A 23,485-nucleotide genomic window follows, 5' to 3' on the forward strand; every position below is an offset into this window, starting at 1 on the left:
ATGAGTCTTACCCGCAGCGCCATGAGCGCCAGTCGTCTCACTCTGTCTACCTGCCTTTTGATCATCGTCGCGGGTATCTATACCTTTCTGAATTTCCCCTCTCAGGAGGAGCCGTCTGTCACGATTCGTGATGCGGTGGTCAGCGTCACTTATATGGGGCTGCCGACTGAACGTGCCGAAGAATTGTTGGCAAGGCCCACCGAAGAAAAGCTTCGTGAACTACCAGAGATCAAGCGATTGATCACCACCGTGCGTCCCGGGAGTGTGATTATCCAGGTCACCGCTCATGATGACGTGAAGAATCTGGGCATCTTGTGGCAGCGTGTACGGGCCAAGCTTGGCGAGTTGAGCGCAAGTTTCCCCCTGGCACTCAGGGTCCGAATCTCGATGATGAATTCGGCCAAGTGGCGGTGGCGTCCATCGCAGTCACTGCGTCTGGCTACAGCATGAGCGAGTTGCGCGGTGTCATAAAGGGCCTGCGCAATGAACTTTATGCGTTGGCCGGTGTGGAACGGATCGGCATCTACGGTTTGCAGGACGATCAGTTTTACCTGGATTTCAACCGCCATCGGCTCGCCGCTACGGGCCTGTCGGTACAACAATTTTTCCAACAGCTTCAGGACCAAAATGTAATCGCACCAGGCGGAAATCCGCTTGTCGGTGAGCGGAGCACGACGCTGACCGTTACCGGTGAAGTACTTGGAGAAGAGGGATTGCGCCGCCTGCCGATCCAGCTGCCGAGTGGCGAAACCCTGCTGCTTGAAACGTTGGCCAGTGTGTCTGTGGCCCCCAAGGATCCTCCGGATACGGCGGCAGTGTACCGGGGGCAGGACGCGGTTGTATTGGCGGTTTCCATGCAATCTGATCGCAATATCGAAGCGTTCGGAAAGTCTTTACGTGTACGTCTTGCCAAGATCGAGCAAAAACTGCCACTGGGCTTTGCTTTGCATGTGGTGACGTTTCAACCCGATGTCGTCCATTCCCAAATGGAAAAAATGCAACACGTGATGATGGAAACTGTAGTCATCGTCATGGGGGTCGTGATGCTGTTCCTGGGCTGGCGCACCGGTCTTGTCGTTGGAGCCATCGTGCCCCTGACTATTCTGGGGACACTCATTGTGATGCGCGCCGTAGGGGTCGAACTGCAGATGGTTTCGACCGCCGCAATTATCCTCGCGCTGGGGTTGCTGGTGGATAACGGCATCGTTATCGCAGAGGACATCGAGCGTCGATTGCATGCCGGCGAGGATCGTCGTAAAGCCTGTGAGGATGCTGGGCGCACGTTGATGATTCCGTTGTTGACATCCTCATTGGTCATCGTACTGGCGTTTTCGCCTTTTTTTCTAGGTCAAACCAGCACCAATGAGTACCTGCGTTCTCTGGCCACTGTTGTGGCGATTGCGCTGCTGGGCTCCTGGCTGCTGAGTGTGACGGTGACGCCACTGTTGTGTTTTTACTTTGCCAAAGCCACCGTTCATGCCACTGATACCAGTCGCTATGATTCGAGGTTCTACAGTGGCTATCGTCGCCTCATCAACGGCCTTTTGAAGCACCCGTATCTCTTCCTTTGCAGCATGTGTGGATTGCTGATGGGAGCGGTCGTTGTTCTCACTCACGTGCCTTATGACTTCTTGCCGAAATCCGATCGAAAGCAGTTCCAGATTCCTATTACGCTGGAGCCCGGCATCAGCTCGCGTGCCACGTTGCAAACCGTACGCGACATCAGTCTGTGGCTGAGCATGGATCAGGATATTGTCGACAGCATCGGTTATGTCGGTGACGGCGGGCCGCGCATCGTACTGGGGTTGAACCCTCCAATCTCTGCGCCGAATACCGCCTACTTTACCGTTAGCGTGCGCGAAGGCGTGGATATTGATCGGGTCATCAAGAGGACCCGAAACTATTTGCTTTCCAAGCATCCTGAGGTTCAGGCACAGCCCATGCGGTTTTCCATGGCGACCACGGAGGCGGGCGTTGCGATTTATCGGGTTTTAGGACCTGATGAAGCCGTACTGCGGGAGGTCGCAGAAAATATCGAAGGTTACTTGCAGGCGCTACCTGGCACCCTAGATGTGCGCAATGACTGGCAGATCCGACTCGTTCGTTACAGCGTTGTGGTCGATCAGTACAAGGCCCGTAGGGCAGGTGTCAGTAGTAAGGATATTGCCCAGGCGTTGCAGATGCGAAACGGCGGGCTACAGGTGTCATCGATGCAGGACGGTGAGACCAGCATTCCGATTATCGTCCGGGAGCCCTCGACGACGTTGACACCTGCCAGCGATCTAATCAACACGCTCGTCTACCCATCAAATGGTGGCCAGGCAATACCGTTGTCTGCCCTTGCGACGTTGCAGTCCGAAGCTGAGGCCTCGACGATCCAGCGACGCGATATGGCGCGGGCCATCACTGTGGTTGGGCACAACCCGTCACTGACGGCCAGTTCCATCATTGAGCATCTGGCACCGCAAATAGCGGCCTTGAATCTGCCCAGCGGCTACCGAATCGAACTGGGTGGAGAGATAGAGGACTCGGCGGAAGCCAATCAGGCACTGCTGCAGTATCTGCCCCATGCCCTGATAGCGATGCTTCTGCTATTTGTCTGGCAGTTCAACTCTTTTCGCAAGCTATTGATTGTTGTTTCCAGCGTGCCATTTGTGCTGATTGGGGTGGCGGTGGCGCTGTTGTTGAGCGGTTCTCCCTTTGGCTTCATGGCCACTTTTGGCCTGCTCTCGCTGGCGGGAATCATCGTCAACAACGCGGTGCTGTTGCTTGAGCGTATTGAGGCTGAGTTGGCTGAAGGCATGCTGCTGCGTGAGGCGGTGGTCAGTGCCGCAGTCAAACGCCTACGACCTATCATCATGACCAAGCTGACATGCATCATCGGATTGGTACCACTGATGTTGTTTGCCGGGCCGCTCTGGAAAGGTATGGCGATCACCATTATGGGGGGATTGGCACTGGGAACATTAGTGACTTTGGGGCTGATTCCTGTTCTTTACTGGTTGCTATTCAAGAAGCAGCCCGAGAGCTTTCGCCATTCCTCGGTTCAATCTGCCCCATGAAAACCAATCATCGCTGGATCGTCTGTGAGCATTGTGACTCCTGTTTTGAATCGGTGCCTTTGATCAAGGCTCAGAAAGCCGTATGCACCCGTTGCGGCGCGGTCTTGGCGCGTGGGAGAACGATGAGTGTGCAAAGCCTGTTCGCTTTGTCGATCAGCACAGCAATATTGTTCTTCTTCGCCAACCTGTTTCCGGTTATCAGCATCAGCATGCAGGGGCTGAGTAATTCAGCCACGCTGTGGCAATCGGTGGAGGCGCTTGCTCAAGGTCGGATTACGCCGATCGCCGTGGTCGCCGGCTTGACCATCATCCTGGTGCCCATGCTACAGATCGTCTTGCTTTGCTGGCTGTTGGCTTTCGCCAACGCAGGACTCGTGGCCCCAGGTTTCAAGACCTGCATGCGTACGCTTGAGCAATTGCGGCCATGGAGCATGTTGGAGGTCTGCCTGCTGGGCATTCTGGTGGCAATCATCAAACTGGCGGGGATCCTCAATGTACATCCAGGACTCGGCTTATGGGCGCTGGGCGTGCTAAACGTGCTGCTGATTCTGATTTCGGGAAAGGACATACGCCGCCTTTGGGACGACCTGGAGGGCCAGTTCAAATGAACCTGCCGGTCTACGCCCGAGAGCTGAAGATGAAGTTGTGCCACATCTGCAGGCACATTTGCTCGCTGGATGAACAACGCTGTCCGCGCTGCGAATCTGTCGTTCATGGCAGAAAAGTCGACAGTATTTCGCGCACCTGGGCACTGCTTCTGGCTTCATTGATTCTCTACATCCCGGCAAATGTTCTGCCAGTCATGCGCACCAAAATGCTCGGCAAGGCCAGCGAAAGCACCATCTTGAGTGGGGTCGTCGAGTTTTGGAAGAGCGGTTCGTGGGACATTGCGGCGTTGATCTTCTTTGCCAGTGTCGTCGTGCCTTGCATCAAATTCCTGGTCTTGGGTGTCCTGCTCGTGACCTGCCAGCGCAAAAGCCAATGGGCGATGCGCGAACGCAGCCGTCTGTATCGCTTCATCGAGCTTGTTGGCTACTGGTCAATGCTCGATGTGCTGGTGGTCGCTCTGGTTGCAGCCTTAGTGCAGTTCCGCTCACTGAGCTCTATCGATCCGTTACTGGGGATCGTTTTTTTTGGTTTGGTGGTTGTGCTGACGATGTTGGCCACCATGAGTTTTGATCCCCGGCTTATCTGGGATGCAGAGGTTAAAGATGTCTGATCACCCCAACTCCAATCATTCGCCCGCCGTCGGTGTTCCCGTCTTCAATACTCGGCGGTTCAGCGTATCGCTGGTGTGGCTTGTGCCTATTATCGCCGCGCTGGTCGGGCTCTCGATGGTGATCCACAGCACGCTTTCCGCGGGGCCTAAGATATTCATCAGCTTCCAGACCGCAGAGGGGCTGGAGGCCAATAAAACCCAAGTCAAATACAGAAACGTGGTCATCGGCCAGGTAACGGCTATTGCTCTGAGCAAGGACCGCACCCGTGTAACGGCCACGGTGCAACTCAATGCCGATGCTCGCTCATTCAGCGCGGAGGACTCGATGTTTTGGGTGGTACGCCCGCGCATTGGCGCCAACGGTATTTCCGGAGTCGACACGCTACTCTCGGGGGCCTTTATTGGTGCCGATGTTGGTAAATCCGAACGTACAAAAAAACGCTTCGTGGGTCAGGAAGCTCCACCACCCGTTACTTATGGGGAGCAAGGTACGCGTTTTACCTTGCACGCAGAGGATCTAGGCTCGCTCGATATTGGTTCGCCCATCTACTACCGGCGTATTCAGGTTGGGCAAGTGGTGGCTTATCGTCTATCAGACGATGGCAAGGGAGTGGACGCGGACATCTTTGTTCATGCGCCCAACGACAAGTTTGTTACCACTGATACGCGGTTTTGGAATGCGAGTGGGATTGGTCTGACTGTGGGCGCTGACGGACTTAAGATTAAAACCGAGTCTCTTTCTACCGTATTGGCTGGGGGGGTGGCATTCATTGAGCCAACCTATAGCCCAGATGCAAACAGAGCGGCTGAGCATACCCGCTTCAACCTGTTCAATGATCAAGAAGCAGCACTTGCGCCACCTGATGGAGAACCGGGTTATCTGCGCATGATCTTCAAGCAGTCTTTGCGGGGGTTGGAGATCAATTCAGCTGTTGAATTCATGGGCGTGAACATAGGTCGTGTGGTATCCGTCGATTTGGATTATGACGCCAATACGAAATCCTTCTCCAGCATAGTGGGGGCGGTGATGTATCCGAATCGCCTAGGTATGGCCAATGAGAAAATCGTGAAGGAGTTGGGGACTGCGGACGAGGCGCGGACCGCGCAATTGATTGGTGTGTTTGTCAAACAGGGATTGCGCGCCCAGGCGCGCACCGCCAACCTGCTCACTGGGCAACTCTATATTTCGTTGGATTTTATTCCCAATGCCACTCCGGTTCTCTTCGAAGTCAGGGCAAAGCCACTGATGATCCCCACGGTACCTGGAAGTTTTGAGAAGGTGCAAGAACAGGTACAGGCGATCGTTGAAAAGATCAGCAAGCTTCCGATGGCCGAAATTGCCAGCAACCTCAATGGCAATCTCAGCGAAATGCAAAAAGTACTAAAGCAGGTCAACGCCGATGTTCTACCTCAAATAAACGGGGCGCTGGCGCAGTCTCAAAAAACAATGGATGTCGCCACTTCGACCTTCGCGGAAGATTCGCCCGCTCGGCAGCAGATCAGTCAGACCATGGACGAAATCCAGAAGGCCGCGCGCTCGGTGCGGATCCTGACAGATTTCATCAGCCGCAACCCCGAAGCATTAATCCGTGGCCGCATCAAGCAAGGCGAGCCAGATGCCTATAAAGTCCCGGCTAACGCTTCAGTGGAGGCACAACCATGAAGCGTACATTGGTGCTGCTCGTCACGCTCGCACTGGCGGCCTGCAGCTCTCCAGATATGCGTTATTACACCCTGCAAAGCATTACCTCGTTGAGCGGCGAAACGCCGTCCCCACTTGCTGATTTTCAGTTCGAGATGCTTAACGTCCGGGTCCCCATCCAGGTCGATATGCCTCAATTGGTGGTGAGAAAAAACCAGACGGGACTGATGGTTCTCGAAAGTGATCGGTGGAGCGCACCATTGTCAGATGAGTTCAAAGCCGCGATCACTGATCGCCTGGAGCGCCGGTTAGGTACAAGCAATCTGGCCGGACTGCCCAAGGACAAACAGCGTCCGATTCTTTCGGTGCAGATTGTGGTTAAGCGTTTTGATTCATTACCCGGGCAGTATGCTTTGGTGGATGCCGAGTGGTCGCTGCGCCTGCTTGGGGACGGCAGGCAGCCTGCTCGCACAATGACATGCAACAGTAGGCTGAGCCAGCCCGCCAATTCGGAATTGAACAGTCTGGTATTGGCTCACCAGAAGGTGCTTGATCGGTTGGCTGAAGTTATTGCAACGGCGGCTGGCCATTGGGCGGCAAGCACTACGCTCAATGATTCGGATCGGAAATTTTGCAGCTAAATGCCATTTTCCGTGGTGCAATTTAACCGTCTTTGAGAGACGAACGCCGGTGATGCTCAGATCCTTGAATTGGACTTTCAAAGATACTGTTTTGGCTGCCGATGATTGGTCTGGGCGTCAGGTGATCGTTATGATCTGAAGCAGGGCAACTGAATTTTCTTACGTTTGAGTAGGGGCATTTTAATGCGCTGATGAATACCTGTGGATAGGCAGCTGCACCATTATAACTGCCACTCCGGATGTTAATTTCAAACGCATAAAGCGTGCGGATTAGGATTATGTATTGGTCTGGACGTTAACATTCAGAATGCTTAGGAGTTGTTGCATGTCGTTAGCTATCTTGATTCACCGAGCCAATTTGCCTAATCCTCGAATCTCCATGCAGTGCGCCCTGGAGGTGCTGGAGGTTTACTACGATCTCAGTGGTACCTTGCATTCTCTGGGCAGTCAGCAGGATCTCAGTTATCGTCTCGATACAGGAAAGCAGCGTTATGTCCTGAAAATTTGCCGGGGCGACTGCGCCGTATTGGAGCTGCAAGCCCAGAACGAAGCCCTCAAACATCTGGTCAGGCACCCGAACTTGCATACTCCGCGAGTGATACCGGCCGCGAGTGGAGGGGAGCTGTTGAGCTTGAACATCGCCGGGCAGTTTATTCATGTACGTGTGCTGGAGTTTATAGAAGGCTGTTCGCTCGCTGACCTCCAGCATATCGACAGCGAAGCGGCGGCTGAACTTGGTCGATTCTGTGGGCAAATGAGCCTGGCTCTGGCGACTTTTCAGCACCAGGGCCTCGAGCGAACCTTGTGGTCGGGCCCGCGACACGCAAGTGCGGTAATCAGCGAATTGCTACCCATCGTTGCCGACGCAAGCCTGCGAGCGAGGATAGCCGACGCGGCGCAAAAGGCCGACCAGCGCTTGCAGGCTTTGATCGAAACACTACCTATGCAGGCGATTCATTCGGATATTACCGAAGACAATGTGCTCTGGCGGCGCAATGCGCACTTTAATTGGCAGGTGCAGGGAGTCATCGATTTTGGAAGCCTTGTACATGGCTGGCGCATAACTGACCTTTCAGTGACTTGCGCCTCTTTGCTGCAATATGCCAAAGGCGATCCTCTTTACATCCTGGCCACGATCAAGGCGTTCCATGCAGTCAATCCACTGAGCCACGCAGAACTTCTAGCGCTCTGGCCATTGGTCATTGCCCGTACGGCGTTACTCCTCGTGCTCGGCAGCAAGCAGCAGATTAGCGTAGACCCGGATATTCTGCACAGTTGCGATAACCTTGAGATTGAACTGGAAGTGTTCCGTGTTGCCACTTCTGTATCCTTTGAATTGATGGGTGCGGCCATTTTCACCGCGGTCCGAGAGTCATTCCCCGCTAGTGCCTGCGAAGACTTCGCGCCACTAGTGCTTGACTCTGGCGTGCTGAGTCCACATTTTTAGCAGACTGAATCTGCAAGGCCTACTTAGCGTGCTGTTTCGCGTTTTTCCAGTTTCAACTCCCTGCCGTGGGCCGTGTTGACCCACCAACCAAAGCCCGCGGCAGTGAAAAACATGATGAAGCTGTAAATGGCGGCGGGAATGGCCATTGTCGAGTTGTTCAGCAGACTCGGGCTAAGCGCTAGGGCGATGGCCAAGGTACCGTTGTGAATCCCGATTTCCATGCCAATGGCCACGGCTTGCCGCTGAGGCGCTTGGAACATGCGCGGGGCTAAATAGCCGATACCGAGACTGAGCAGGTTGAACAGCAGAGCCGCCAGCCCGACGACCGGTGCGTAATCCAGGAAGGTCTGCCAATCCTTGATTAATACCAAGATAACGGTGCCGACGAGGAACAGTGCGGAGGCGATTTTCATCGGGCGCTCCATGCTTGCGGCGAAGTGCGGTACCCACCTGTTTATCAGCATGCCCAGACCGACCGGCACCAGAACGATCGCGAATACTTGCAGCACCTTGGCGAATTGCAGTGGAATGGCCTGGTCGGCCTCCATGAAATACAACAGTGACAGGTTGACCAGCAGTGGCATGGTAAGAATGGCAATCACCGAGTTGACTGCGGTCAGGGTTACGTTTAAGGCCACATCACCGTGTGCAAGGTGACTGTAGAGGTTGGCTGAGGTTCCGCCGGGAGAGGCTGCCAGCAGCATCAAGCCGACGGCTAGAGCGGGCGCCAGGTTGAAACCCTTGGCGATGAGAAAACAGATTAGAGGTAACAGGAGTAACTGGCAGACTAAACCGATCAGTACCGGTTTGGGGTACTTCACCACGCGGGAGAAATCCGTCGGGGTTAGCGACAGGCCCAGGCCCAGCATGATGATCCCTAGGGCGATGGGGAGAAAGGCAGATAACAAGGGGGTGGCGGTCATTATTGTTGTACTCGCAGGAGGGGCGTTCAAATCAGTGTGCGTCCCGTATAGAGTCGTGCACGGTCTGAGTTATCGTAATGCAAGGCGTTGGAGTCTGGAGTGAGCACTGCTCAGGCATCGTACCCCGGCATTTGTTGGTCCAATTTGCGCAGCAGTGCCGGCCAAGGCAGCGATCCGCCCATGTCGTTTGTGGAGCGCATCGCCCCGTTGATCATTTGCTGGGCACTATCAAGAATGTGCTGCGCAATCCTGGTCAACGCAACGCCAGTGCCTTGCGCCATCAGTTGGATCTCACAGGCACGCTGCAGGATAAACATCCTAAGAAAGGTGTCGGGGATGCTTGCGCCACAGGTCATCAACCCATGGTTGCGCAGGATCATGAAGTCGGTATCGCCCAGATCCGCTTGCAGTCGTGCTTTTTCATCATCACGTAGCGCAACGCCTTCATAGTCGTGGTAACTGAGACTGCAGAGAATGAACACCGACTGCTGCGATAGCGGCAGTAGGCCTGCTTCTTGTGTCGACAGGGCGACCCCTGCTGCGGTGTGGGTATGCACCACACAATTGACGTCGTGGCGAACCTGGTGGACGGCGCTATGGATGGTGTAGCCGGCCGGGTTGATCTCGAACGTGCTGCCCATCAGCTTGGTCCCTGCCAAATCCACTTTGAGCAGGCTGGAGGCAGTTATTTCATGGAACATCAAGCCGAAGGGGTTAATCAGGAAATCTTCGGAATCTGGCACCTTGGCGGAAATATGGGTAAACACCAGATCGTCCCAACCATACAGCGCGATCAGGCGATAACAGGCGGCCAAGTCGATACGGGTCTGCCATTCGACGTCGGATACCAGGTTTTTTATATTAGGCAATTGGAGGGAAGCATTCACGGTACCGACCTTGTCATAGATAGAGTGCGGCCTGAGTCTAGTGGAAAACAAAAAAGCCGAAACTCGCCTTGGCAGCCAGACTGGTCGCCTTGCCGGACACCTTATCCGTGCGGATGACGCCAGGGCTTGTCTTGGGGGCTGGCGCTAGGTAGAACAGTCGCTCTGTGTTGAACTTGAGTCCGTATATGAGCGAGCGCACTACATCCTCCAGTTGGGCCAGTGCGATTGTTCAGTCACTGGAAATGGATGGGGTCAATTGCTCTGAGCTTTTCGAACATCTGGGCATGTCCTTCTCGGCGCTAGGCGATCCCGATGCCCGTTTTGCGCAAGATGACATGACACGTTTGTGGCAATTGGCTGTCAAGGTTTCCGGTAATCCCGCCATCAGTTTGAACATGGCCCGGGTTGTGCGGCTGTCGGCGACTAATGTGGTGGGATATGCCTTGATGTCCAGTCGCAATTTGCATGAAGGTATTTCCAACCTTGTACGCTATCAGCGCATCATTGGAGATGGGGCGGATTTCAGCTTCCACCCTATGCTCGATGGTTATGAATTGACGTTGGTCATCCACGGTGATCGCTTGCCGGCGAGCAGAGAAAGCGCGGAAGGGGCGCTGGCGTATTTTATTGCATTTTGTAACTGGCTAGCCTTTAGCCCTCTGAAACCTAGGTTGGTAAGTTTTCGAGGAGAACCGCCGCGAGCCTTGGAGCCTTACCACGAGACGTTCAAAGGACCCTTGCGGTTCAATGCCGAGCGCTATGCTGTGTTGTTCGACCGGGCTGATATGCATGCGCCCTTGCCAACGGCCAATGAAGCGTTGTCTCGGTTGCACGAGCTTTTCGCGAGCGACTATCTGACACGCTTTTCGGACGGTCAGGTCAGCCATCAGGTGCGTCAGTTGATTTGCCGTTTGCTGCCCCAAGGCGAACCCAAGCGTGAAGAGGTTGCTAAAACTATGCTGCTCTCCGAGCGTACCCTGCAGCGTCGATTGATGGAGGAGGGCACCAGTTTTCATCGGATGCTCGATGACACCCGGCGCGATTTGGCCAGGCAGTACCTGACCCAGCCTAAACTCCCTCTGCAAGAAATTTCCTATCTTCTGGGGTTCGCGGCTCCCAGCAACTTCTTTCGCGCGTTCCGTCGCTGGTTCGACACCACGCCCAATGAGTATCGGGCTAGGCTGGTGGGTTGACAGGGCGCAAGAGGGGCGTTGTAGCGTGCGCAGAACTCGACAGTTATCTGGCGCTGCTGTTGAGCTTTGAATTGGTCGCGCATGAATCGGTCCATGCCCAAGTAACGGAAGGAGTGATCTACCGGCAAACCACCGAAAATTGTCATCCAGCAATTTGAGGTGGGTCAGGATGCGATGATCTTTATCAATAAAAAGCCGGAAGAATGATCTCCCTGTTTTTTGATTTTGCGGTTGCGTACGTTTAGCAATCCCGCACTGCGGTGTCAGGGCGCCACGCTCGCTGCTAACGGGAACAGCCCAAGTAACAAGCAAGTCAGCAAGATCAGGAAGCTCAGCGCAAAAGCCCAGTTCATGGTGTACTTCTGGTGATCGCTGAACTCGACACCCGCCAGGCCGCAGAGCAGGTAGGTAGATGCCACCAGCGGGCTGAGCAAGTGGACCGGTTGACCGACCAGCGAGGCACGGCCGATTTCAGCGCGGGTAATGCCATATACTTCTGCCGCCTTGGCCATTACCGGCAACACACCGTAGTAAAACGCATCGTTGGACATGAAGAACGTACCCGGAATACTCGCCAGCGCAGTGATCGGCGCAATGTACGGGCCCCACGTCTGCGGCAGCATTGCCAGGAAGCTTACTGACATCGCATTGACCAAGCCGGTGCCAGACAGGATGCCTGCAAGAATCCCGGCTGCCAGGAAGATCGCGATCTGATTCAAGGCGGTCGGCGCATGCGCGGAAATCCGGCGGCGCTTATCGTTCATATGCGGGTAGTTGATAACCTGAGCTATCGAGAATGAGACCATGAACAGGATGGAAAGCGGCAGTATTTCGACCACCAGACCGGCCATCAGCGCGATGGTCAGACCAGCGTTCAGCCAGAAGAGTTTCGGACGGCGTAGCTCGGCGTTTTCATCCGTCTTGGAGGGTGGGCCAGCATCACCTTCATCGTCAAAGATGGTGGCTGCAGCACCCACGGACAAATGCTGCTTACCCAGGCGCTGACGCTAACGAATACCGATGAAACAGGCCAGGGCCAGCACGCCCAGGAAGCCTCCTATCATCATGGGGATCAGCGGTAGGAAGAGCTCAGATGTATTTTCATATGTCTTCGTGCTTTCGAATAGCATCTACGAGCATTTGAGCAAACAGGCAGCCCCTGAACATCGTTTGCCGCTGAGCAGTGATCCGACAAATAACCAGTTCGAGCGATCAAGAGTCGATCACCGAATCCGGCTCTCGATTTGGTTGTTGTCGATCATTTGACTGAGTAGCGTGTCGGCACTATCCAGCGTCTAAGCTGCAATCCTATGCTCTCCTGATAGCCGTACCGTAGGGTACAAGATCGTGCGGAGCTAATACCGGCCTGCTGCGCATCGACCAACGGCAGGTCGGTGTCGAGTGAGCGATCGCCACGCGTGCGTTTTGTCCTGCGCAGAATGGGCTGTCGTACACCGATAGAGCGTGCTTTAGGCTGTATTGAATGATTACCCGTTTCAGCGTTTTCGAGCGGCCCCAAAACGGCTTCGATAGTTGGCGGGTGCTAATCCCGTGGCTTTGTTGAACAGTCTGCGAAACGCGCCTGTGTCACGGTATCCAACCGCCCAGGCAATGTGCTCAATGGAACGGTTGGTAAACTCTAGAAGCTCACAGGCTTTGCCGACGCGCAAGGCCTGGCAGTATTCAGTTGGTGTCAGGCCTGTTGCGTGATGGAAACGACGTAGTAACGTGCGTTCTCCCAGATTCGCGTATTTCGCCATATTAATTATGCCGCCAGTTTGTCCATTTAGCGTATGCAGCCAATGCTGAGTTTTCAAGATCACCTCATCTCCGTGAGACAGATTAGGTACAAAGCGTTTAAAGCACTGCTGGGAGTGACGAGCCGGATCCAGCACCAAAAAACGCGCCGTTTCTGCCGCAATGCTGGAGCCGAGTAGGCGTTCAACCAGCGTCAGGCCCAAATCCGTCCAGGCCATGAGTCCTCCAGCAGTAATCACATCGCTGTGATCTATGATCATCCTATCGACGTTGACCCTTATAGGGGGGTACCTGATTGCGAGATCATTCGCCAGGCTCCAGTGCGTCGTCGCTGTGCGACCGTTCAGCAGGCCCGCTTCCGCTAGCAGATAAGCACCTGCACACACGGAAGATACAAGCGCGCCAGCGCTGTGCCAGGACTTCACCGCTGTAACGAAGGAATCGGCCTTCAATACGTCGAGATGGTCGCCTAGACACGGCGGTACGATGACGATGTCAGGGCAATGAGTACCCAGAGATACGTCATCGCAGACCACAGAGCCCTGATCACCAAGCTGCCAATTACTGACATTTATGTTAGGCGCGGTTACTTCGGGGTGTTCCAGCAACAGTTGGTTGGCGACCACGAAGATATCGGTGATGCCGTAGACGGCCGAGCGCTGTGCACCTGGATAAAGCAAGATACCAACCTGTACTGTGGCGATGCTCTTAGTCATTTGTCAGTTTTTCCACCAACGTTGTCGGTTTTGGCAATTCTCGAACCGCAGTTTACGCCCTAGGCTATCCATTCATTAATACCCAAACTCAAACGATGGAGTGTGTCATGAGTAAGCGAGCTCTTGTGTTGGTGGATATTCAAAACGATTATTTTGCAACAGGTAAATGGCCCCTTGAAGGTGTAGATTCGGCCGTTGACAACTCGGCTCGTCTCTTGGCCCATGCGCGCAGTGGTGGCCAGTTTGTCGTGCATATTCGGCATGAGTTCGTTGAAGACGATGCACCGTTTTTTGAGCCGGGAAGTGAGGGCGCAAAGACTCATACCAAGGTGATCGCTCTTGCGGGTGAACCCGTTATCTTAAAAAATCAGGTCAATGCGTTTCTTGATACACCGCTCAAGTCTATCCTTGACGAACAGGGTATCGAGCAACTCACCATCATAGGCAACATGAGCCACATGTGCGTGGACGCTTTGGTCAGGGCCGCAGCAGACCTTGGCTTCGCCAATACGGTCGTCGCTGACGCGTGTGCCACTCATGAGTTGGAGTTTAAGGGTGCAAAGGTTCCCGCAGCGCAAGTCCATGCCGCTTTTATGGCAGCACTGGCATTTGGTTATGCGGAAGTTATATCAACTGAAGAATACCTTGCGCGTACGCTCTGAAGGCGCTGCGTAATCTAAGCGGCATGCGCACATTTCAAATGCGTTCCAGGATCTCTGCCTGCGCAGCCGTCGGAGTTCGAGCAAGACCACTGCGTGGTGTTCGCCAATCCGAGGTTGTTGCAAAATATTTGGCCACGCGTAATGGGCGACGGGAATTGAGAGTTCCGGTCCGCGGCACTCATTGCAGCGTCTGTGGCGATGTACTGGATGACTGGTGCTTAACCGGGTTAGGCATTTCGCTGCTCGAGACTTGAGATATTCAGGAGGAGCTACGCTATGGGCGGTTACTGCTGGTATTGCCGAATTGGGAGGCGCAACCCTCAAAAAATTGGCACGGGCCTACTGCGATCTAGAGCCTCGACAATTAACGATATTCGGCGATTTTATTCTCGAATAATGACGTCAGGCGCATTGTGATCTGATTTAGTGCGTGCACTCAAATTCATTAGTGACCGAGGTTTGTGTTGAGGCTATGGCTGAGTGCGAATCTAGCAATCGAAGCGTCGGGCTGTACACACTCATGAATAACCTGAGCCTTGAAAGATTTGGAATAGGTATGGCGTTCTTCTGGCGTGGTTGTCTACTTTAAAAGGCTAAAAACGGTGTCTAGCTAAAAAATATCCTCCGCACCCATACGATGAGATATTGAGGAGCTACGTCGTTGAGTGCTCGATCTGTCCACTTATCAACCTTCTGCAGAAGGTTTGGAGGGGACATGGCGATGATGAGCAAGCCTATACGCAAATGCAGCTTGACGGGCTAGTCATCACCGCTGCGCGTAAACGAATGATCTATCACAGAGCTTCAAGCTCTTTGAGAGAACTGGCCGGAATACCAAGCTCTGCAGCCGTCAGGTTCTGCAGCAGACGCTTGGCTGAAGAGGCGTCCGGGATGAGTAGTACGTCAGGCGCCGGCTGTGCAGTAACAAGACAAGAGCAAATAGAAAAGACTAAGTGCCCAAGCGCAGTGCTACATTCTGGACTGCAGCGGAGTAAAGCCACCAAGTCGAAAAAGGGTACGTCAGCAATGCGATGTTCGGCCAGCTTCTTGATGAGACGTTCATCAACGCGGTGTGTCTGATTAAAAAACGCACGGTTTCCTTCCCCATTGGCGATTATCGGCGATGCCGGTGTGCCGCCGATGATCGAGGGCGCAGGGCAGTCCTTGTCGCGTGATATCAAGCGTCGGGCCATGGGCATGACTGCCCTGTTGGAGCCCCTGATGATTGTGGTGATGGGCGCAGTGGTGATTGTGATGGCGGCGTGATTGCCGATCATCGAGATCAACCAGTTGGTTCCGTAGCCGCGCCGTTTAGCCACACAAAAAAGCCCTCGTTACCGAGGGCTTCTCTCACTGGGTTGTCGGTTCACTTAGATCTTACCGGCGCCAGCCTTCGCCTTCACGTCAGCAGGCACTTTGTCGGCTGCCAGTGGCGTGTAGCTGTAAGGCGGGGTCCATCCGATGCTCGAATTCATGGAGCAGTTCAGTAGGCTGCCATTGAGTGTCGAGCCCTGGTCGCGATAGACAGTGCCACCGTAATCGCCGGCAATCTTGTCGCAGCCGCTGATGCCACTGATTTCGAACGCGTTCTTCTCAGAAAAGATTTTTGAGTTTTTGCCAACGCCGTGTGCGTAGACGAATGGATAGACCTTATCGTTGGTGCTGCCCACGTGATGGTTGTTGTACAAGTGCACCTGGCCGAAGCGCACTCGCGGGGCGCGGGCAGAGATGTTCTCGAATAGGCTGTTGTGGATCGTCACCTTGAGCTTGCCATCATCGGTGGTGCGGCTGTCGCTGGAGCCGATCAAGTTGTTCTTCTCGTGCGACTTGAATGCCGTGTACGAAATGGTCACGAAGTTGGCGCCGTTTTTGACGTCCAGCGCGCCGTCATGGTGCTGCTTGGGGCGGCCGTTTTCAGTACCATTCTTCGCATCGGTGTTGCGGCCGTCGGTGAAGGTCACATGGTCAACCCACACGTTGTTGGCACCTTCGACGGTCAGGCCGTCGTATTCAGAGTTCCAGTTACCGTTTTTGCCATCGTCTTTATCAAAAATCGGCTCAGGATCCCAGGGATTCTCAATCGTGACGTTGCGAATGATCACGTCGTTTTCCTTGGCATATAAGAAACCTTCGCGGATCTCTGCATTGCTGCCGATGCCGACGATGGTGGTCTTGCCAGGAATATCCAGGCGACCACGTACCTTCATATCCGCGGTCTTCGTGTACGCCTTACCTTCGCTGATGTCGATGATCCCGGTGATCTTGATGATACGGCCGTTGCTGCCCGCGGTAGCGCTGAGGGCTTTTTTCAGCTCAGCAGCGTTTTTAACGGTGTAGATATCATTCGCCGCCGCTCTGGAACCGCCTTTGGTACCGCCGTTCTGCGTAGCCCAGCCTGTGGTGGCGACATCCAACCAGATATCGGCGGCATGTGTAGGCAGGCTGGCAAACAGCAGGGAGCCGACGATAGCGCTGGCCAGTTTGCAGGTAGAGAAGGTTGAAAATTTTGCCATGATTAATCAGATCCTTGATTAACTTGAGTCGTAATCGCGCCAATACTCGGCACGTTTCTCGAGCGGACGTCCATGTCGCCATTGCAGCGAATCGAACGTCCGCTACATGAGAAACTCTATCACATAGGTGCGTGCGTTGTCGTACAACTGAATAGGCTTTGTGACAGACGCGAACGCGACCGGATGTCGCTGTAACCGACATAGTGAGTAATTCGCTCGGTACTCAGATCGCTAGCTTCCGGGACGCTAGCGCCGTATTGATGCGCAGTTTTTTAGTGGGTGAGCGGTGTAGGTTTGCGGACGGCTAACTTCTGCGATAGGTCTGTCATGCGAACTTTTTCAACCGATTGCGCCTGAAACTACTTTTACCTGCGTAGAATCAGGGGGGACCCTGAGGTCTGCCGATGATAACCGGCTGAAAAGGTGGTTACGTCGTTTGGGGAAAATCGATCATCACTCTGCGTGCGCCTTATCCTGTTAGGGCCTCTCCGGCGAATTTATTCAGCACATGAACGCTTAACGAGTGCCACCGCATACTAGGTGATCGGGCTCCATTACTGTTGAACGCATTCGCAGATCAACCCGTGAGCCACAGAGTGGTCGTTGCGACTTTTTAATGAGTAAACCCGTCTTGGCAAGCAGGTAAATCCCCTTAAAATTGGTGCGGATCCATGCGCTATTGTGCTATTAGCTAGCTCCAGTGTTGCGACGACCGGGTAAATTCGCCCATCGGCACAACTGGATTTTACCGCGCCGTTTCAACAACGGGCTGGCCCCAGCTGAGGCCGAGAAAAAATTTAACGTCTTTCCGGGACTAGTTGACCACTACAAATCCCCTCGCTTCGATAAATATCAGGGTGGCTCAAAGCCTGCTGTTGAGTGAATGGCTGAATACATCAGAGATAGATTTGGCTATTTTGCAAGTTTTCGTTCATCAAAAAATTCCTGGCGATAATGAGTTATGGCGCGAGGACTTGCACTGGGTAGAGTCGGTCAATCACCCATTGGTATTCAATGGTCGTGTACCTTTCGTCTCCTTCGATAAAAACAGCTTTTATGGTCTTGCCGCAAAGCAGAAGTTGGAAGAGGTTGGCTTGAAGCTTGAAAGCGTATTTGAGTGCCCAAGCAGGGAGGGGATAAAGGCTGCTGTCTTAAATGGGCTCGGCGTTACACTTCTTAGTAGCAGGAACATAACGGAGGGGTTGACAGAGGTGGCAGAAGGTTTGCCTAAACTTTCGCAGGTTTGTCACGTACTGGGGCCGCACCTAGGGGCTGGAGGCCCTCTGTTGAGAAATTTGGTTGATGCGATACTTAACGAATTTTTGGAGACGCCGCTTTCCTGATTCAGCATTTGTGCTTAAGCGTATGAATGTGTAGAGACTTTTTCAGGCGGGTCAGGCTGTTGTTTAATCTCGATCAGTGTTTAAACCTACATCGCTGAAAGAGAACAACTGGGCTTTACCGCATGCGCTCCAACACGGATCGGCCCCGAAGCTGATGCCACAAGACCGCAGACAGGTGTAACACCACTAATGTAGCCAGTATGGCGCAGAGCACATGATGCACCTGCCGGGCTTCTTCCAAGGTTGGCAGCGCATAAAGTATCTGCGGTAAGGGCATGACACCCAGGAGCATGACTGGGTGGTTCATCATCATCACACCGGTCAGCAATACACCGCTCACACAGACATAGACCAGTGTGTGGGTAAGCTTGGCGACGCGTCTTTGTAGACTTGCAGCGCCACAGGACTGTTCGGACGGTGACTTAAGGTACAGCCAAAGACGCCAGGCAAATATCGGAATGAACAGCGAGGTTATTTGTGGATTGAAAGCTTCCACCCATTGTCGAAGTGGATAATTCACGGGAAGCAAAGCCACGCCAAAACCGCTCACTGTGGCCCAGAGGATGACCAGCGCCGACAGCCAATGTAGGTAGATACGGGTTGTCGAGTAGGGCGCGGGCATTGATTGCAAGACGGGAGAAACCATGGGGAGCGGAGCTCGTTAGTAGGAAGTGTTTTCATTTGCATTTCAGAATACTGGCGGATGATCCCCTCTGCAAGAGCGTTCCGAAACGCCTGTATGGAGCGGCTATCGTTTCCGACGCGCCGCAGCGTTCCAGGGACGAGATACTCAGTAGTCTGGCGGCGAATCGCGCAGTCGAATTACCGGTTTGCGGGGTGATGAAGTCCACAACGAAGCTTGAGGCTTAATGTGTGGGCGGCGTTGTAGCCACTTTTGCCGGCGTGGACCACGCCGACTTCGATTCGCACATGGCTGGACGAGGTGACGCGACAGATCTGCCAGCGGTCCACCAGCAAATCGTCGTTAGGGTTGTTGTCGCGCAGGGCCACGCGTCAGAACCGAGGGCCTGGTATTCGAACGCGCCATCAAACCTTGAACCGAGCGACCAAACCACTGAGGTCACCTGCAAGCCTTGATAATTCCTGGCTGGCGCTATAGGTCTGTTGTGCGCCGGTGCTGGTATGGATCGAAAGGTCTTGAATGCGCACGAGATTGCGGTCCACTTCGCGTGCGACCTGAGCCTGCTCCTCGGCTGCGGTGGCAATTACCCGGTTACGTTCATCAATACCCGAGACCACTTGGGCGATGGCGCCCAGCGCCTGGTTGGCAGCCAGGGCTTGCTTCTGGGTATGCCGCGCCTGGTCGGCACTGGTCAGCAAGGCTTCGACTGTGCGGTGGGTACCCCGCTGGATCGTGTCGATCATTACCTCGATTTCGCGGGTGGACTCACCGGTCCGGTGTGCCAGCGAGCGCACTTCATCAGCAACGACTGCGAAGCCCCTACCTGCTTCTCCGGCACGGGCCGCTTCGATCGCCGCATTCAACGCCAGCAAGTTAGTTTGTTCGGCCACCGCACGAATCACGTCTAGAACCTGGCTGATGTCGCTGGTTTGTTCAGCCAGTTCGCGGGCTTGTTGCGACGCGTCCAATACGTTATCGGTCAGCGTGCTGATTGCGCTCAATGTATCGTTCAATTGAATCTGGCCGCGCTGGGCTGTATGCGCGGCTGTCTCGGATTCATAGGATGTGGTCGCCGCATTTGAGGCGACTTGTTCAACCGCCTGGCTCATTTCGGTTACCGCCGTGGCGGCCATTTCGATCTCACTGTTTTGCTGTTGCAGGCCTTGAGCGCTTTGGCTCATCACAGCGCTCATCTGCTCCGTCGCGGACGCCAGTTGCTCTGCGGACTTACCGATATGTTTAAGGGTGTCGCGCAGGGAGGACTGCATCACGTCCATCGACTGCAACAATTGGGCGGCCTCGTCTGCACCCTGAGTGTCGAGGCGCCGAGTCAGGTCGCCCGAGGCAATCGTGCGGGCGGCAAGAACGGCGGCATTGATCGGGATTGTCAAACTGCGTGTCAAGCGCCACGACAGCAAGACCGTCAGCACCAGCGCGAGCGTGATGGCCGCCATGGTGATGGATTTTGACTGGTTGAAGAGGGATTTGCCAGCGTCACTGTGATGGCTGGCCGCCGCGACTTTGTCGGCCTGAAGCCTGGCGGACAATTCGTTCATTTTGGCGCCGGACCTAGCCATGGTCGACATGATCAGTTCCCTGGCCTGGTCGACCTTGTCCTGTTTGACCAGCAGCGCAAGCTGGTCTGCCTGGATCAGGTAATCTCGGTAGATAGTCAGCAACTGGTCAAAATTGTTGCGCTCATCGTCGCTGGCCACCCTCGGCTGGTACTTCGCAAACTCAGCGTCGACACCCTGGCTGAGCCGTTTGATCGTTTCCTGAGTGGTGCTCACATTGGCGGGCACGGCCACCAGGCGCAGGGCTTCGGCCCGAATACGCGTGAGCTGAAGGGCGAGGTTATCGCTGGAAATGATGCCTGGAATGGACTCCTGCTCAATCTGCTCGCTTTCGGCACGAATACTGGACATTTGATACAGGCCAAATAGGCCCAGTACAGCAACTACAATAGCGATAATCCCGAAGCACAGTAAACTGCGTCGGGCAATTCCTAAGGATCGCAGATTCATATCATCGTCTCTGGCTTGACCTGTTGGTCGTACTGCTCTGCGGTCATGAACCCCAATGCTACGGCGGCGTCTTTGGGCGAGAGTCTTTCCTGCGCGGCTTTTTGAGTGATCTGGGCCACGCGGTCGTAGCCCAGCAGCGGATTCAATACGGTTGCCATTAACAGTGAGTTCTCAACGTTACTGGCCAACCGCGCCCGATTGACGTCCAGCCCCTTGATCAACTTTTCGCTGAAGATGTTCACGCTGTCGCTCAGCACATCGATGGACTGCAACAGGTTCTGAATCAATACCGGCTTGGCGACATTCAACTCAAACGTGCTGGATGCACCGGCGAGGGTGATGGTGGTGTGGTTGCCTATCACCTGCATTGCTGCCTGGACCAATACCTCTGCAATGGTGGGGTTGCGCTTGCCCGGCATGATCGAGGACGTGAGTCCGTCGTCAGGGACCTGTAACTCACCCAGTCCGCAGCGCGGGCCTGACCCGAGCAGTCGAATATCGTTGGCAATTTTGGTCAATGAAACCGCTAGCACATTCAATGCCCCTGACACCTCCACGAGGGCGTCATGGGTACCCATGCCTTCGAATTTACAGGGGTTGGCCTGGAACACTTCTGAGGTAATGCGCGTCAGTTCCTCGCAAAAGGCCAAGTCGAATCCGGCAGGCGCATTGAGCCCAGTTCCGACAGCTGTACCTCCCTGTGGAAGCAGGCGCAGCCTTGGCAGGCACGCTTCGATACGGGCTATGCCATGGGTGATCTGTTGGGCGAAACAGTCGAACACTTGGCCTTGGGTCATGGGGACCGCATCCATCAGGTGGGTGCGTCCTATTTTCAGTACGTCGCACCAGGCGGTGGCCTTCTCCTTCAATTCGCCACGCAGTTTGTCCAGGGCCGGGAGCAACCGTGTGCGTAGCTCGAGCAGTGTCGTAAGGTGCATGACGGTAGGAAAACTATCGTTGGACGATTGTGAACAGTTGACGTGGTCATTGGGATGCACCGGAGATTTACTGCCTAACTCATTGCCCAATAGTTCGTTGGCACGATTGGCAATCACCTCATTGGCATTCATGTTGGTTTGAGTGCCTGAACCGGTCTGCCAGACGGAAAGCGGGAAATGATCATCGAATTTGCCATCGATGAGCTCCTGCGCCGCGCGCGCAATGACATTGGACAGATCCGTCGATACGGCGCCGAGCCGCACGTTCGCCTGCAGGCACGCCAGTTTCTGTTGCCCGAAAGCGCGCACCAGGCAGGCCGGAAACTGCTCCCGGCCACGGCCAAAAACGGCCAGGGCACGCTGGGTCTGTGCGCCCCAGTATCGGCCCGCCGGGATCGAGACCGGCCCGAATGCATCGTGTTCAATTCTTGTGTTGGACATAAACATCTCCCAGAAGCACTGACACGGACCGATACGGTCCGTGCCGCACAGCGCTAAGCGTTAAAGGGCAGCGCCTGCGGGGCGTCCAAGGACACGTTCATACTCAACCTGCGCTGTCTGCTCTGAGAACTCGCCCGACCATTTGGAGACCACCACCGTGGCGACGCTATTGCCGATGGTGTTGCAGGTGGCGATCGCCATGGACATGAAGCGGTAAACGCCAAACAGCAGGGCAAGACCTTCAGCCGGCAGCACACCGATGGCTGTGACAGTGGCCGCGAATACCACGAAACTGCCCCCGGAGACGGCCGCTGCGCCCTTGGACGTGACGAGCATAATAGCGATGATGCCCAACTGTTGTTCCCAGCTCAGGGGCACACCATAGGCATTGGCGATAAACAGCACGCACAACGACATATAGATCGAGGTGCCATCCAGGTTGAACGCATAACCTGTGGGCAATACCAGGCCCACGCTCTGTTTCGAACAACCGAATTTTTCAAGTTTTTGCAGCAGGCGTGGCAGGGCGCTTTCTGATGAGGCAGTGCCTAGCACGATGAAGATTTCATCCTTGATGTACTTCAAGAAGCGCCAGAGGCTAAAGCCGGAAACTCGGCACACCGCACCCAGCACCACGAAGATAAAGAACGCGATACACACGTAGAACATCAACACCAGGTTGGCCAGCGACATCAACACCGCTGTGCCGTTGCTGCCCACGGCGTAGGCGACGGAACCGAATGCGCCGAGTGGGGCGAACTTCATGATCAGGTTGATGAACTCGAAGAAGCATTCGGAGATACGACTCAAGCCATCCTCAATGACTGAACGGCGTTCCGGCTTCAGGGCAAGCAGGGCGAAGCCAAACAGAACCGAAATAACCAGCACTTGAAGCAACTGCCCACCGGCGAAGGCGCCGACGAAGTTGTCGGGGAATATCCCGTATAAAAAGTCCATGGTCGATGCCGGAGCGTGCCCCTTGGCCACAGCTGCACTGGCCGCCGCGGCCGCCGCACTGCTGGGGTGGGCGTTATGCATGCTGGAGCCGATTTCCAGCAGATTGCCCCACACAAGGCCGATGGCCAGGGCGATGGTGGACACCACCTCGAAGTAAATCAGCGCGCGCAGGCCAACCTTACCCACACGTTTGATGTCTCCCGCCGACGCGATACCGTGCACCACAGTGAAGAACACCAGTGGCGCTACGGCGGTCTTGATCAGTTTGAGAAAGATGTCGCCGAGGATTTTGAATTTGGCAGCCAGCTCAGGTGCCAGGAAGCCAAAGGCAATCCCCAGAACCATTGCTGCGACGACCTGAAACGTCAGGTCCTTGTAGAACGGTTTTTTCTGCGTCGTGGACATGTCTACGATCTCGTTGTTGTTATTGGCGAGTATTGACAGTGTGTGCAGCAATAAAAGGGCGCACGGTTGGG

At 54.7% G+C, this 23,485-nt stretch carries 17 protein-coding genes and 3 pseudogenes; 10 read left to right on the forward strand and 10 right to left on the reverse strand.

The genetic code is table 11. The features are described from left to right. The 6 genes and pseudogenes from LRS56_06120 to LRS56_06145 all read left to right on the forward strand — a co-directional run bounded on the left by LRS56_06120 (position 1) and on the right by LRS56_06145 (position 8,011). Positions 1 to 3,062: pseudogene (locus tag LRS56_06120) on the forward strand (efflux RND transporter permease subunit). Next, entirely contained in the window at positions 3,059 to 3,670 is a 612-nt protein-coding gene (locus LRS56_06125; GenBank protein WDU64084.1) for a paraquat-inducible protein A, read from the forward strand. The pseudogene LRS56_06120 and the gene LRS56_06125 overlap by 4 nt, the downstream one beginning before the upstream one ends. Next, on the forward strand, positions 3,667 to 4,281 hold the full coding sequence (locus LRS56_06130) for a paraquat-inducible protein A (GenBank protein WDU64085.1): 615 nt from the start codon (positions 3,667 to 3,669) through the stop codon (positions 4,279 to 4,281). Before LRS56_06125 ends, LRS56_06130 begins: the two co-directional genes overlap by 4 nt. After that, complete coding sequence (locus LRS56_06135; protein WDU64086.1) at positions 4,274 to 5,944, forward strand: MlaD family protein; 1,671 nt, start codon at positions 4,274 to 4,276, stop codon at positions 5,942 to 5,944. Before LRS56_06130 ends, LRS56_06135 begins: the two co-directional genes overlap by 8 nt. Further along, positions 5,941 to 6,564, forward strand: a complete 624-nt coding sequence (locus LRS56_06140) for a PqiC family protein (GenBank protein ID WDU64087.1) — start codon at positions 5,941 to 5,943, stop codon at positions 6,562 to 6,564. The genes LRS56_06135 and LRS56_06140 overlap by 4 nt, the downstream gene beginning before the upstream one ends. Positions 6,565 to 6,889: 325 nt before the next feature. Continuing rightward, the gene (locus LRS56_06145; protein ID WDU64088.1) at positions 6,890 to 8,011 is read left to right on the forward strand and encodes a phosphotransferase; all 1,122 of its coding nucleotides are present in this window, start codon (positions 6,890 to 6,892) and stop codon (positions 8,009 to 8,011) included. Positions 8,012 to 8,034: 23 nt separating this feature from the next. Here LRS56_06145 and LRS56_06150 read toward each other — a convergent pair whose 3' ends face one another. Together LRS56_06150 and LRS56_06155 are read right to left on the reverse strand one after the other, a co-directional pair. Beyond that, entirely contained in the window at positions 8,035 to 8,934 is a 900-nt protein-coding gene (locus tag LRS56_06150; protein WDU64089.1) for a bile acid:sodium symporter family protein, read from the reverse strand. Between the two features lie 110 nt (positions 8,935 to 9,044). Beyond that, positions 9,045 to 9,821, reverse strand: coding sequence for a class II aldolase/adducin family protein (locus LRS56_06155; protein ID WDU64090.1), 777 nt, complete (start codon positions 9,819 to 9,821; stop codon positions 9,045 to 9,047). A 185-nt stretch (positions 9,822 to 10,006) separates the two neighbouring features. Between LRS56_06155 and LRS56_06160 the strand changes: the two genes are divergently transcribed. Continuing rightward, positions 10,007 to 11,014 carry an AraC family transcriptional regulator gene (locus tag LRS56_06160; GenBank protein WDU64091.1) on the forward strand — a complete coding sequence of 336 codons (1,008 nt, stop codon included), beginning with the start codon at positions 10,007 to 10,009 and terminating at the stop codon, positions 11,012 to 11,014. Between the two features lie 263 nt (positions 11,015 to 11,277). On the opposite strand, the gene LRS56_06165 is transcribed toward LRS56_06160, so the two are convergent. Together LRS56_06165 and LRS56_06170 are read right to left on the reverse strand one after the other, a co-directional pair. After that, entirely contained in the window at positions 11,278 to 11,991 is a 714-nt protein-coding gene (locus tag LRS56_06165; protein ID WDU64092.1) for an SLC13 family permease, read from the reverse strand. A gap of 519 nt (positions 11,992 to 12,510) precedes the next feature. Continuing rightward, positions 12,511 to 13,488, reverse strand: a complete 978-nt coding sequence (locus LRS56_06170; GenBank protein WDU64093.1) for a helix-turn-helix domain-containing protein — start codon at positions 13,486 to 13,488, stop codon at positions 12,511 to 12,513. A gap of 107 nt (positions 13,489 to 13,595) precedes the next feature. On the opposite strand from LRS56_06170, the gene LRS56_06175 reads away from it, so the two are divergent. Both LRS56_06175 and LRS56_06180 read left to right on the forward strand, forming a co-directional pair. Continuing rightward, complete coding sequence (locus LRS56_06175) at positions 13,596 to 14,150, forward strand: cysteine hydrolase family protein (protein WDU64094.1); 555 nt, start codon at positions 13,596 to 13,598, stop codon at positions 14,148 to 14,150. Positions 14,151 to 15,281: 1,131 nt separating this feature from the next. Next, positions 15,282 to 15,416 (forward strand): annotated as a pseudogene (locus LRS56_06180) (type II secretion system protein GspF). Positions 15,417 to 15,520: 104 nt separating this feature from the next. Here LRS56_06180 and LRS56_06185 read toward each other — a convergent pair. Next, positions 15,521 to 16,663 (reverse strand): pectate lyase, encoded by a 1,143-nt coding sequence (locus LRS56_06185; protein WDU64095.1) that lies wholly within the window; start codon positions 16,661 to 16,663, stop codon positions 15,521 to 15,523. Positions 16,664 to 17,481: 818 nt separating this feature from the next. Here LRS56_06185 and LRS56_06190 point away from each other — a divergent pair. Beyond that, positions 17,482 to 18,006 (forward strand): substrate-binding domain-containing protein, encoded by a 525-nt coding sequence (locus LRS56_06190; protein ID WDU64096.1) that lies wholly within the window; start codon positions 17,482 to 17,484, stop codon positions 18,004 to 18,006. A gap of 115 nt (positions 18,007 to 18,121) precedes the next feature. Here LRS56_06190 and LRS56_06195 read toward each other — a convergent pair whose 3' ends face one another. The 5 genes and pseudogenes from LRS56_06195 to LRS56_06215 all read right to left on the reverse strand — a co-directional run bounded on the left by LRS56_06195 (position 18,122) and on the right by LRS56_06215 (position 23,414). Next, a complete protein-coding gene (locus LRS56_06195) occupies positions 18,122 to 18,652 on the reverse strand; it encodes a cytochrome b/b6 domain-containing protein (GenBank protein ID WDU64097.1) in 531 nt (176 codons plus the stop codon). A 223-nt stretch (positions 18,653 to 18,875) separates the two neighbouring features. Then, positions 18,876 to 19,032 (reverse strand): annotated as a pseudogene (locus tag LRS56_06200) (aromatic ring-hydroxylating dioxygenase subunit alpha). Between the two features lie 21 nt (positions 19,033 to 19,053). Further along, positions 19,054 to 20,673 (reverse strand): methyl-accepting chemotaxis protein, encoded by a 1,620-nt coding sequence (locus tag LRS56_06205; protein ID WDU64098.1) that lies wholly within the window; start codon positions 20,671 to 20,673, stop codon positions 19,054 to 19,056. Continuing rightward, positions 20,670 to 22,052: a class II fumarate hydratase gene (locus tag LRS56_06210; protein WDU64099.1), complete on the reverse strand. Its 1,383-nt coding sequence runs from the start codon at positions 22,050 to 22,052 to the stop codon at positions 20,670 to 20,672. Before LRS56_06210 ends, LRS56_06205 begins: the two co-directional genes overlap by 4 nt. Before the next feature lie 60 nt (positions 22,053 to 22,112). Continuing rightward, the gene (locus tag LRS56_06215; protein ID WDU64100.1) at positions 22,113 to 23,414 is read right to left on the reverse strand and encodes a cation:dicarboxylase symporter family transporter; all 1,302 of its coding nucleotides are present in this window, start codon (positions 23,412 to 23,414) and stop codon (positions 22,113 to 22,115) included. Positions 23,415 to 23,485 lie beyond the last annotated feature (71 nt).

Origin of the sequence: Pseudomonas poae, assembly GCA_028869255.1 — a bacterium.
Classification (GTDB): domain Bacteria; phylum Pseudomonadota; class Gammaproteobacteria; order Pseudomonadales; family Pseudomonadaceae; genus Aquipseudomonas; species Aquipseudomonas poae_C.

Bases quoted from the DNA above. Each gene is read 5' to 3' on its own strand.
- LRS56_06125 (WDU64084.1), top strand. From the start codon at position 3,059: ATGAAAACCAATCATCGCTGGATCGTCTGTGAGCATTGTGACTCCTGT.
- LRS56_06130 (WDU64085.1), top strand. From the start codon at position 3,667: ATGAACCTGCCGGTCTACGCCCGAGAGCTGAAGATGAAGTTGTGCCAC.
- LRS56_06135 (WDU64086.1), top strand. From the start codon at position 4,274: ATGTCTGATCACCCCAACTCCAATCATTCGCCCGCCGTCGGTGTTCCC.
- LRS56_06140 (WDU64087.1), top strand. From the start codon at position 5,941: ATGAAGCGTACATTGGTGCTGCTCGTCACGCTCGCACTGGCGGCCTGC.
- LRS56_06145 (WDU64088.1), top strand. From the start codon at position 6,890: ATGTCGTTAGCTATCTTGATTCACCGAGCCAATTTGCCTAATCCTCGA.
- LRS56_06150 (WDU64089.1), bottom strand. From the start codon at position 8,934: ATGACCGCCACCCCCTTGTTATCTGCCTTTCTCCCCATCGCCCTAGGG.
- LRS56_06160 (WDU64091.1), top strand. From the start codon at position 10,007: ATGAGCGAGCGCACTACATCCTCCAGTTGGGCCAGTGCGATTGTTCAG.
- LRS56_06170 (WDU64093.1), bottom strand. From the start codon at position 13,488: ATGACTAAGAGCATCGCCACAGTACAGGTTGGTATCTTGCTTTATCCA.
- LRS56_06175 (WDU64094.1), top strand. From the start codon at position 13,596: ATGAGTAAGCGAGCTCTTGTGTTGGTGGATATTCAAAACGATTATTTT.
- LRS56_06185 (WDU64095.1), bottom strand. From the start codon at position 16,663: ATGGCAAAATTTTCAACCTTCTCTACCTGCAAACTGGCCAGCGCTATC.
- LRS56_06195 (WDU64097.1), bottom strand. From the start codon at position 18,652: ATGGTTTCTCCCGTCTTGCAATCAATGCCCGCGCCCTACTCGACAACC.
- LRS56_06205 (WDU64098.1), bottom strand. From the start codon at position 20,673: ATGAATCTGCGATCCTTAGGAATTGCCCGACGCAGTTTACTGTGCTTC.
- LRS56_06210 (WDU64099.1), bottom strand. From the start codon at position 22,052: ATGTCCAACACAAGAATTGAACACGATGCATTCGGGCCGGTCTCGATC.
- LRS56_06215 (WDU64100.1), bottom strand. From the start codon at position 23,414: ATGTCCACGACGCAGAAAAAACCGTTCTACAAGGACCTGACGTTTCAG.